The organism is Streptomyces sp. NPDC040589, assembly GCF_055594445.1.
The window spans coordinates 338,621-348,829 of sequence record NZ_JBVIWP010000009.1; the positions used below are offsets into that span (position 1 = coordinate 338,621).

Sequence of the window (10,209 nt, forward strand, 5' to 3'; positions counted from 1 at the left end):
CATGACATTTGGACAGGGGTCATCGTACTCGACTAGAGCGCGCTAGTAGCGCGCGTCACATCGCTCAGGCACCCTCCCCCTCTCCTCCAAGGACACTGACCATGGCAACGGCGCCCGTCCCACTCCGTACCACTGTCGGCAACCTGTGCCTCGGCTCCGCCCCCGACTCCTGGGGGGTGTGGTTCCCCGAGGACCAGCACCAGGTGCCGTACACCCGTTTCCTCGACGAGCTGGTCCAGGCCGGATACGAGTGGCTGGAGCTCGGCCCGTACGGCTATCTGCCCACCGACCCGCGGCGGCTGAAGGCCGAGCTGGACGCCCGGGGGCTGAAGGTCTCCGGCGGTACGGCGTTCGGCGCGCTGCACCGGCCCGAGGCCTGGGACGAGATGCTCGCCCATGTCCGGCAGGTCGCCGCGCTGACCGCGGCCGCGGGGGCGCATCACCTGGTCTTCATTCCGCCCATGTACCGGGACGAGAAGACGGGCACGTTCACCGAGTCGCCCGAGCTGACCGCCGAGCAGTGGGCCGGGTTCGGCCGGGCCGCCGACCGGCTGGGTAGGCTGCTGCTGGAGGAGTACGACGTACGGCTGGTCGTCCATCCGCACGCCGACAGTCACCTCCAGACACAGCCGGAGATCGAGCGGCTGCTGAACGAGTCCGACAGCCGCTACACGAATCTGTGCCTGGACACGGGCCATGTGGCGTACGGCGGTGGGGACAACCTCGATCTGATCCGCCGGTTCGGTGAGCGGGTCGGCTATGTGCACATCAAGCAGATGGATCCGGAGATCCTGGCGCAGGTCGCGGCCGAGGACCTGTCCTTCGGTGAGGCCGTACGGCGCGGGGTGTGCGTGTCGCCGCCCGCCGGGGTGCCCGATCCGGCCGATGTGGTGGGTGAACTGGCCGGGCTCGACGCCGAGTTGTTCGTGATCGTCGAGCAGGACCTGTACCCGTGCGCTCCCGAGGTGCCGCTGCCGATCGCGGTCGGCACCCGCGAGCACCTGGCCGGCTGCGGTCTTTCGGGTACCCGCCGCCCGGCCATCGACAGGTAAGGAGCGGCCATGGACGTCAAGGACGGCACGACACCAGCATCCGACCCGGCCCCGGCCCCGGCCACGGGCGTCGCGGACGAGACCCCGCCGGCGGTCTCCCGCCGGCTGCGGATGATCACCATCATCGCCACGTTCGGTGGTCTGCTCTTCGGCTACGACACGGGCGTCATCAACGGCGCCCTGCCCTACATGACCGACGACCTCGGCCTGACCCCGGTCACCGAGGGCATGGTCACCAGTTCGCTGCTGCTGGGTGCGGCGCTGGGCGCGGTGACCGGCGGCCGGTTGTCGGACGCCCGCGGCAGGCGCCGCAACATCCTGCTGCTGGCCGTGCTGTTCTTCGTCGGCGCGCTCGGCTGCACGCTCGCCCCGACGACCGAGGTGATGATCGTGGCGCGCTTCGTGCTCGGTCTCGCGGTCGGCGGTGCCTCGGTGACCGTGCCGGTGTATCTCGCGGAGGTGTCGCCCGCCGAGCGGCGCGGTGCTCTCGTCACCCGGAACGAGCTGATGATCGTCTCCGGTCAGCTGCTGGCGTTCACATCCAACGCGATCATCGCGCAGGTCGGCGGCGAGTCCGGCGGTGTGTGGCGCTGGATGCTGGTCATCGCCACACTGCCGGCGGTGGTGCTCTGGTTCGGCATGCTGGTGATGCCGGAGAGCCCGCGCTGGCTGGCCTCCCAGAGCCGCTTCGGCGAGGCCCTCGAAGTCCTCAAGCAGGTGCGGTCGCGGGCCCGGGCCGAGGCCGAGCTGAAGGAGGTCTCCGCGCTGGCCGTCAAGGACGAGCGGGAGAAGCTCGGCGGCTGGCAGGACATCAAGAGCACGCCGTGGGTGCGGAAGCTGATGTTCGTCGGGTTCGGCATCGCGATCGTGCAGCAGATCACCGGCGTCAACACGATCATGTATTACGGCACGCAGATCCTCACCGACGCCGGTTTCGCCGCCGACAGCGCGCTGACGGCGAACATCGCCAACGGTGTGATCTCGGTGCTGGCCACCTTCGTCGGCATCTGGCTGCTCGGGCGGGTCAACCGCCGGCCGATGCTGATGACCGGCCAGCTCGGCACGACCGCGGCCCTGTTGCTGATCGGCGTGTTCTCTCTTGTGCTGCCGTCGGGTGATCCGCGGGCGTTCGCGGTGCTCGCGATGACGGTCACGTTCCTCGCCTTCCAGCAGGGCGCGATCTCGCCGGTGACCTGGCTGATGCTGTCGGAGATCTTCCCGATGCGGATGCGCGGCTTCGGTATGGGCGTCGCGGCCGTGGTGCTGTGGCTGACCAACTTCGTGATCGGTCTTGTCTTCCCGTCCCTGGTGTCCGGGATCGGGATCTCCAACACCTTCTTCCTGTTCGTGGTGGCGGGCCTGCTGTCCCTCACCTTCGTGAAGCTGTACGTCCCCGAGACCAAGGGCCGCACCCTCGAATCCCTCGAGGCCGAGCTCCGGACGCGCTTTTCCTGATCATCCTTCGAGGAGTTCTCCATGACCGTACGTGTAGGCGTCATCGGCGCCGGAATGATCGGCCAGGACCACATCCGGCGGCTCACCGAGGTCGTCACCGGGGCCACTGTCGCGGCGGTGGCCGATGTCGACACCGAGCGCGCCGCCGAGGTGGCGGCCCGGTGCGGTGCCACCGCACTGCCCACCGGCGCTGATCTGGTCGCCTCCCCCGACGTGGACGCCGTCCTCGTCACCTCGTGGGGGCCGACCCACGCCGAGCACGTCCTGAACGCGATCGCCGCCGGCAAGCCGGTGTTCTGCGAGAAGCCCCTGGCCACGACCGCGGAGGACTGTCTGCGGATCGTCGAGGCCGAGCGGGCGCACGGCCGCCGGCTGGTGCAGGTCGGGTTCATGCGCCGCTTCGACGCCGGGTACCGCCAGATGAAGGAGGTCCTGTCGACCGGTTCGCTCGGGGCCCCGCTGATGGTGCACTGCGCCCACCGCAACCCGACCGTCCCGGAGTCGTACCACTCCGCGATGGCCGCGCAGGACACGGCCGTGCACGAGATCGACGTGCTGCGCTGGCTGCTCGACGACGAGATCGTCTCCGCCCAGGTGGTCACCCCGCGCGCCACGAGCAAGCGGTTCGGTCACCTGAAGGACCCGCAGATCATGGTCTTCGAGACCCGCGAGGGTGTCCGTGTCGACCTGGAGGTCTTCGTCAACTGCCAGTACGGCTACGACATCCAGTGCGAGGTCGTGGGCGAGGACGGCCTGGTCCGGCTGCCCGACCCGGCGGCCGTCGGGATCCGCACCGCCGCCCGGCACGGCACGGGTGTGCTGCAGGACTGGAAGGACCGGTTCGCGGAGGCCTTCGACACCGAGTTCCGCGAGTGGGTCGCCACCGTGGCGGCCGGTACCGAGCCCACCGGGCCGTCCGCCTGGGACGGTTACGCCGCCACCGTCATCTCCGACGCCGCCGTCCGCTCCCAGGAGGCCGGCGGCGGAGAGATCGTCACCGTCGACATCAAGCCCCGCCCCGCGTTCTACGGAGGCACCGCGTGAAGATCGCCCTCGACCCGTACATGTTCCGTGCCCTGCCGATCGACGAGATGGTGCGCACGGTCGCCGAACTCGGCTACGAATACATAGAGTTGTCGCCTCGCGAGGACTTCATGCCGTTCTTCCTGCACCCGCGGGCGGACGACGCGCGGGTGGCGGAGCTGAAGGAGTCGCTGCGCCGGTACGGTGTGCGGCTGTCCTCGGTGCTGCCGCTGTACAAATGGTCCTCGCCGGACGAGACCGAGCGGCAGGCGGCCGTCCGCTACTGGAAGCGGATGATCGAGATCACCGTGGATCTCGAATGCCCCCTGATGAACTCGGAGTTCAACGGCCGCCCCGAACGCGCCGCCGAGAGCGAGTCCGCCTTCTGGCGTTCGCTGGAGGAGTTGCTGCCGGTCTTCGAACGGGAGGGCATCGCCCTGAATCTGGAGGCCCACCCGGACGACTTCTGCGAGGAGAACACCCCGGCCGTCGACCTCGTCCGCGCGATCAACAAGCCGTGGGTGAACTACCTGTACTGCGCCCCGCACACCTTCCATCTCTCGGGCTCCGACCCGACGGCGGACATCGCGGCGATGATGCGCTACGCCGGTGACAAGCTCCAGCACGTGCATGTCGCGGACTCCTTCAACCACAAGGGCTCCAGCGGTCTGCGGTACATCCTCAACCCGCCCGGCACGCCCGCCCGGATCCATCAGCACCTCGACATCGGTCAGGGCGAGGTCGACTGGGACACCTTCTTCGGCACACTGCGCGAGCTGGGCTTCGACGGTGTCGCCACGGCCTGTGTCTTCGCCTGGGAGGAGCGGGCCCGGGAGTCGTCGGCGTTCATGCTGGACCGCATCCGGAAGGAGCTCACCGCGTAGGACCGGGGCTCGTGAGGACGACGAGCTGCCGGGTGGCCCTGGTCATCGCGACATAGCGGTCGACCGCTCCTTCGACGCCGGTGCCGAACTCCTCCGGGTCGACGAGGACGACCAGGTCGAACTCCAGCCCCTTCGACAGCTCCGGGGTCAGCGACCGGACGCGTGACGAGGGGGGCTGGAACGCGGGATCGCCGATGACACAGGCGATCCCGTCGGCATGGGCGGCCAGCCAGGTGTCGAGGACCGAGCTCAGCTCCGAGGCGGCTCCGTGGACGACGGGGACGCCGCCGCTGCGGATGGAGGTCGGCACGTTGGCGTCCGGGAGCACGGTGCGGATGACCGGCTCTGCCTCCGTCATGATCTCCTCCGGTGTGCGGTAGTTGATACTCAGCGAGGCGAGGTCGAGCCGGTCGAACCCGACCCGCTGGAGCCGTTCCCGCCACGACTGCGTGAAGCCGTGCCGGGCCTGGGCGCGGTCCCCGACGATGGTGAAGCTGCGGGACGGGCAGCGCAGCAGCAGCATCTGCCATTCCGCGTCGGTCAGCTCCTGGGCCTCGTCCACGACGATGTGGGCGAAGGGGCCGGTGAGCACGTCCGGCTCGATGGTGGTCAGTTCGGCCTCGTTGACCAGGCTGACCTGGGCGTCCTCGCCGCGCAGCATGGACACCAGGCCTTCGCCCTCGTCACCGTCGGCGCCCGAGTCGGCAGTGGCCTCGATCAGGTTGTCGACGACCCGCGCCATGTGCTCGCGCTGGCCGGCGAGGATGGCCTTGTTCCGGCGCTTGCGCCGGGCCGCCTCCGGGTCGCCGAGCCGCTGCCGTGCGGCGTCCAGGATCGGCAGGTCGGACACGGTCCAGGCCTGGGCGTCCGCGCGCTGCAGTTTCCGGACCTCGTCCCGGCTGAGCCAGGGCGCGCACATCCGCAGATAGGCGGGCACCGACCACAGGTCCGACACGAGGTCGGTCGCTTCGAGCAGCGGCCACGCGCGGTTGAAGACCGTGCGCAGTTCCCTGTTCTGCGACAGCGATCTGCGGAGCAGGTCGGCCGACACGTCGCCGTCGTGCTTGTCCTGGATGATCGTGAGCAGTTCCTCCCAGACCTGGTCGCGCGCCTCGTTGTGCGGGGTGCCGGGCTCCGCCGCCGCGAAGGCCACGGCCCACTCGCGGGCGCCGAGGTGGACGTCGGACCAGTGGGTCGTGACCGTCATCGGCTCGGTGGGCGGCTCCTCGTAGAACGTGACGGCTTTCTCGATCGCCCTCACCATGTCCGCGGACGACTTCAGGCGTGCCACGTCCTGGTCGGCCTCGGTCCCGGCCGCGGCTCCCTCGTCGACGAGGTCCCGCAGGACGCAGGTCTGCACGCCCTCCTCGCCGAGGCCGGGCAGGACGTCGGAGACGTAGGACAGGTAGGGCCGGTGCGGGCCGACGAAGAGCACGCTGCCCCGGCGGTGCTGCCCGAGGCGCGGGTCGGAGTAGAGGAGGTAGGCGGAGCGGTGCAGGGCGACGACGGTCTTGCCGGTGCCCGGGCCGCCGTCGACGACGAGGGCGCCGCGGGAGCCCGCGCGGATGATGGCGTCCTGGTCGGACTGGATGGTGCCGAGCACGTCCCGCATCCGGGGCGAGCGGTCGGTGCCCAGGCTGGCGATGAAGGCGGACTGGTCGTCGAGCGCGGCATGCCCGGAGATGCCGTCCGCGGTGAACACCTCGTCCCAGTAGTCGCTGATCCGGCCGCCGGTCCAGCGGTATCTGCGGCGGCTCGCCAGGCCCATCGGGTCGGCGTGGGTGGCTCCGAAGAACGGCTCGGCGGCGGGAGAACGCCAGTCGACCAGGAGCCGTCGCCCCTCGCTGTCCGTGAGGCCGAGTCGTCCCACGTACACGGGCTCGGAGTCGTCGGCACCGACCATGTGCCCGAGGCACAGGTCCAGTCCGAAGCGGCGCAGTGCGCGCAGACGGGTGGTCAGCCGGTGGATCTCCGCGTCCCGGTCCATCGCCTCCCGGCCCTTGCCGCCGGGCGCCCTGCGCTCGGCCTGCAGCCGGTCGGACAGTTCGGCGATCGACTGCTCCAGACACTCGGCGACGGCGGCGAAGTGCCGCTCGTCCCCGGCGATCAGCACAGGGTCGGACTTGTGGGAGAGCCGGTCGGGAAGATCGAACGCGCTCATGGTCAGGGGGGTCACGTCATGCTCCCGTTTCCGCAGGTCCTGGGCTTAGGCCGGATAGTTTGCGGCACGACGGGGGCCTTGCCGCAAGACCCCCTGTGCGCTATAAGTTGAGAGTGGCAAGGAGACGACTCCTTGCCTTTCTTGTTGTGCGGCCCTCCCGGTCGCCGGTCTCTTCGGTGTGGCACTCTCTTCGTTCAGGCAGCGTGGAGAGGCGGCGGCATGCGGATAGGACTGCTGGGCACCGGACCGTGGGCGCAGATGGCCCACGCACCCGCACTGAGCCGGCACGAGGGGCTGGACTTCGCCGGGGTCTGGGGCCGCCGCCCCGAGGCCGCGAAGGAGTTGGCCGAGCGGCACGGCGTGCCAGTGTACGACGACGTCGACGAGCTGTTCGCCGACGTGGACGCGGTCGCCGTGGCGCTGCCTCCCCAGGTGCAGGCCGAACTCGCCGCGCGTGCGGCGCGGGCCGGGTGCCATCTGCTGCTCGACAAGCCTCTCGCGCCGACGGTGGAGCAGGGGCGGGCCGTGGTCGAGGCCGTCGAGGAGGCGGGGGTCGCCTCGGTCGTGTTCTTCACGACCCGCTTCCAGCCCGAGCCGCAGGCGTGGATCACCGAACAGGCGGGAGTTCCGGGCTGGTTCACGGGGTGGGCGCAGTGGCTCGGGGCGGTGTTCACCAGCGAGAGCCCCTTCGCGACGCCGTGGCGGCGGGAGAAGGGCGCCCTGTGGGACGTCGGGCCGCACGCCCTGTCCGTGCTGCTGCCGGTGCTCGGCGATGTGCGGCATGTGACGGCGGCCGCGTACGGTCCCGGGGACACGGTGCATGTCGTCCTCGACCACTCCGGTGGCGCGTCGAGCACGCTCACCCTGAGCCTGACGGCACCGCCCGCCGCGGCCGGTGCCGCGCTGGAGGTGCGGGGAGAGGCCGGGGTCGCGGTCCTGCCGGAGAGTTCCGACGGAGCGGTCCCCGCCCTGATGCGGGCCGCGGACGCCCTGCTCACCGCGGCCCGCACCGGCCGCCCGCACGCGTGCGACGCGGCGTTCGGCCTTCGAGTGACGGAGATCCTCACGGCGGCCGACGACCTGCTGAACGGCGGCGCACGCTAGTCCGCGTCGCCGCCGAGCAGCCGCCTACACCGGGTGGAAGTTGAGCCGTTCCTTGACCACCGGGAAACCGGCCTTGGCGAAGTTCGCCGCCATGGGGAAGTTGCCCTGGTCCGTGGCGGCGGCGACGAACTCCGCGCCCTGTTCGACCAGGAAGCGGGTGCACTCGACCAGGAGGTCGTAGGCGTAGCCGCGGCCTCGCTGGTCCGGCAGGACGCCGATGAAGCCGATGCACGGGCCCGACGGGTTGTGGGCCGGGATGTGGATGCCGACCGGCTCGCCCTCCGGTGTGGACGCGACCTGCCACCACTCGCGCGGCGAGGGGCACCAGCGGAAGAAGTCGAGTTCCTCCTGGGCCGCCCGGTCGAGTCCGCCCTCCTCGATGTCCTTCAGCGCGTGGGCGTCCAGGGTGACGGAGTGGATGCGGCGCAGCGCGTCGAAGAACACGGCGTCGTCCGGTTCGGCTCGGAAGACGAGGCGCCCGGGTCGTTCGGGCAGGCCGTGCTCGGGGGTCCATCGGTACAGCAGGCGTTCGACCAGGAGGTCGTAGCCGGCCTTCCGCGCGGCGGTGAAGCGGGTCTCGGCGGCGGTGCGCAGGGCCGGGGTGTCGCGCCAGCCGGGGGGCAGGTTCAGTTCGAGTTCCACCTGCCAGGGCGCGGAGCGCAGGAGTGCGGCGCCTGCTTCCTCCTCGCCTTCCGCGACGTCGAACCAGTTGAGGTTGACGGGCTCGGTGTCGCCGGGGCCGCCCCACCAGGCGCCGCGGGCGACGACCTTGCCGTCGCGCAGGGCCACCCGTTTCCACTCGGGGCGGTGCAGGGTCCGCTGGTGCCCCTCACGGGCGCCCAGCGGGTCGGGCAGGGTGTCGAAGAGATCGACGGCGCTCGCGTCGAGCGCGCGGATGACCACGTCGGTCATGGACTTCCTCCGGGAAGCATGCTGCGAAGAGCGCTCCCGGTCAGGTCGGTCGAGACACGCCGGGGACGAGGGTCAGGGAGCGCTGGAACGGTGTGAACTGCACGGCTCTGCCCTCCTTCCACAGGTCTCGAGGCGTGGCGCGCCACAGGCTACGGGGCCGCCGGCGGACCGTCCAACGAATTTCCGGTTCGGCTCAAGCGGCCCTCCGGTCTGACCGACCACGACGCCCGGCTGACGCCCACGCCCTTCCCGCCGGCCCAGGGGCGTCCGCCCGGGCCCGGCGTGCGGCGCCCGGGCGGCCGTAGCAGCGTGGTGGTGTGAGCAGTGTGCGCGACCGGCTGCCGCGCCGGGACCGGGACCGGCGCGGCTGGCTGCGCGGCGCGCCCCCGCCGGGCTGGGCCCGGGTGCTGCCGTCCGCGCTGCTGGCGGGCGTGTGCGCGGCGGAGCTGATCAGTCCGGAGCCGCTCGACATCGGCTTCCTGCTGGGTGCCATCCCGCCCCTGGCCGTGCTCGCGCACGGACCGCTGGCGACGGCGGTGCTGGGCGCGCTGGTGGTGGTCGTGCTGACCATCCCGGTGTTCAGCCTGAACGACCCCGGCAGCACCGATCTACTGACCGTGTGCTTCGTGGCGGTACTGAGTGTGCTGCTGTCGTTCGTCCGCAGCAGGCGGGACGCCCAGCTGGTCACGGAACGGGCCGTCGCCGAGGCCGCGCAGCGGGCCGTCGTGCCGCCGCTGCGGGAACGGGTCGGGCCGGTGCGGTGCGCGGGGCTGTACCGGGCCGCGCAGAGCGGAACGCTGGTCGGGGGCGACTTCTTCGACGTACGGGCGGGCCCCTACGGCGTACGGGCGGTCATGGGCGATGTCCAGGGACACGGTCTGTCGGCCGTCGCCACGGTCTCGTCGCTGCTGGGGGCGTTCCGGGAGGCGGTGCTGGACCAGCCGGATCCGGAGGCGGTGGCGGCCCGGCTCGACCGGAGGCTGGTGGCGGACTCGGCGGGCGAGCCGCACGCCGAGTTGTTCGCGACGGCGGTGCTGCTCGGGTTCTCCGCCGACGCCCGTGTGGTGCGGATCGTGGCCTGCGGGCAGTCCGGGCCGCTGCTGCTGCGCGACGGGCGTGCCGTCGAGCTGGACATCGAGCCGTGCACACCGCTCGGTCTCGGCCTCGCCGAGGCGTCTGCGCCCCGGGTCGTCTCGGTGCGGCTGCGCGCCGGTGACCGGCTCTTCCTCGCGTCCGACGGGGTCACCGAGGCCAGGGACGCCGAGGGGGTCTTCTACCCGCTGACCGAGCGGCTGCCGGGCTTCGCCGAGGAGGAGCCGGCGGCCCTGGCCGAAAGGGTGTGGGACGACCTGGTCCGGCACTGCCCGGACATACGGGACGACGTCACGATGCTCGTGCTCGCACCCTGTCCGCAGAGCGGGCCCTGACGGCGGCCGGGGGGGGGGGGGGGGGGGGGGGGGGGGGGGGGGGGGGGGGGGGGGGGGGGGGGGGGGGGGGGGGGGGGGGGGGGGGGGGGGGAGGGGGGGGGGGGGGGGGGGGGGGGGGGGGGGGGGGGGGGGGGGGGGGGGGGGGGGGGGGGGGGGGGGGGGGGGGGGGGGGGGGGGGTGGGGGGGGGGGG

8 protein-coding genes are annotated in these 10,209 nt (G+C 71.6%); 6 read left to right on the top strand and 2 right to left on the bottom strand.

Going from position 1 to position 10,209, the window contains the following annotated elements; genetic code table 11:
* The first annotated feature begins 101 nt into the window (after window positions 1-101).
* Genes ACZ58V_RS33305 through ACZ58V_RS33320 form a run of 4 tightly spaced genes read left to right on the top strand, consistent with a single transcriptional unit; the run spans window position 102 to window position 4,414 of the window.
* Window positions 102-1,052 carry a TIM barrel protein gene (locus ACZ58V_RS33305; protein WP_468195960.1) on the top strand — a complete coding sequence of 317 codons (951 nt, stop codon included), beginning with the start codon at window positions 102-104 and terminating at the stop codon, window positions 1,050-1,052.
* Between the two features lie 9 nt (window positions 1,053-1,061).
* The gene (locus ACZ58V_RS33310) at window positions 1,062-2,507 is read left to right on the top strand and encodes a sugar porter family MFS transporter (RefSeq protein WP_471294759.1); all 1,446 of its coding nucleotides are present in this window, start codon (window positions 1,062-1,064) and stop codon (window positions 2,505-2,507) included.
* A 21-nt stretch (window positions 2,508-2,528) separates the two neighbouring features.
* On the top strand, window positions 2,529-3,551 hold the full coding sequence (locus tag ACZ58V_RS33315) for a Gfo/Idh/MocA family protein (protein WP_471294761.1): 1,023 nt from the start codon (window positions 2,529-2,531) through the stop codon (window positions 3,549-3,551).
* Window positions 3,548-4,414, top strand: coding sequence for a sugar phosphate isomerase/epimerase family protein (locus tag ACZ58V_RS33320; RefSeq protein ID WP_468195967.1), 867 nt, complete (start codon window positions 3,548-3,550; stop codon window positions 4,412-4,414). Before ACZ58V_RS33315 ends, ACZ58V_RS33320 begins: the two co-directional genes overlap by 4 nt.
* On the opposite strand, the gene helR is transcribed toward ACZ58V_RS33320, so the two are convergent.
* Window positions 4,404-6,590, bottom strand: coding sequence for an RNA polymerase recycling motor ATPase HelR (gene helR / locus ACZ58V_RS33325; protein ID WP_471294764.1), 2,187 nt, complete (start codon window positions 6,588-6,590; stop codon window positions 4,404-4,406). The genes ACZ58V_RS33320 and helR overlap by 11 nt on opposite strands.
* A gap of 204 nt (window positions 6,591-6,794) precedes the next feature.
* Here helR and ACZ58V_RS33330 point away from each other — a divergent pair, with 204 nt between their 5' ends.
* A complete protein-coding gene (locus ACZ58V_RS33330; protein WP_471294765.1) occupies window positions 6,795-7,679 on the top strand; it encodes a Gfo/Idh/MocA family protein in 885 nt (294 codons plus the stop codon).
* A gap of 24 nt (window positions 7,680-7,703) precedes the next feature.
* Here ACZ58V_RS33330 and ACZ58V_RS33335 read toward each other — a convergent pair whose 3' ends face one another.
* A complete protein-coding gene (locus tag ACZ58V_RS33335) occupies window positions 7,704-8,591 on the bottom strand; it encodes a GNAT family N-acetyltransferase (protein ID WP_471294767.1) in 888 nt (295 codons plus the stop codon).
* Between the two features lie 317 nt (window positions 8,592-8,908).
* On the opposite strand from ACZ58V_RS33335, the gene ACZ58V_RS33340 reads away from it, so the two are divergent.
* On the top strand, window positions 8,909-10,018 hold the full coding sequence (locus ACZ58V_RS33340) for a PP2C family protein-serine/threonine phosphatase (protein ID WP_471294770.1): 1,110 nt from the start codon (window positions 8,909-8,911) through the stop codon (window positions 10,016-10,018).
* Window positions 10,019-10,209 lie beyond the last annotated feature (191 nt).

Coding starts and splice junctions, on each gene's coding strand:
- ACZ58V_RS33305 (WP_468195960.1), top strand. CDS start 102: ATGGCAACGGCGCCCGTCCCACTCCGTACCACTGTCGGCAACCTGTGC.
- ACZ58V_RS33310 (WP_471294759.1), top strand. CDS start 1,062: ATGGACGTCAAGGACGGCACGACACCAGCATCCGACCCGGCCCCGGCC.
- ACZ58V_RS33315 (WP_471294761.1), top strand. CDS start 2,529: ATGACCGTACGTGTAGGCGTCATCGGCGCCGGAATGATCGGCCAGGAC.
- ACZ58V_RS33330 (WP_471294765.1), top strand. CDS start 6,795: ATGCGGATAGGACTGCTGGGCACCGGACCGTGGGCGCAGATGGCCCAC.
- ACZ58V_RS33335 (WP_471294767.1), bottom strand. CDS start 8,591: ATGACCGACGTGGTCATCCGCGCGCTCGACGCGAGCGCCGTCGATCTC.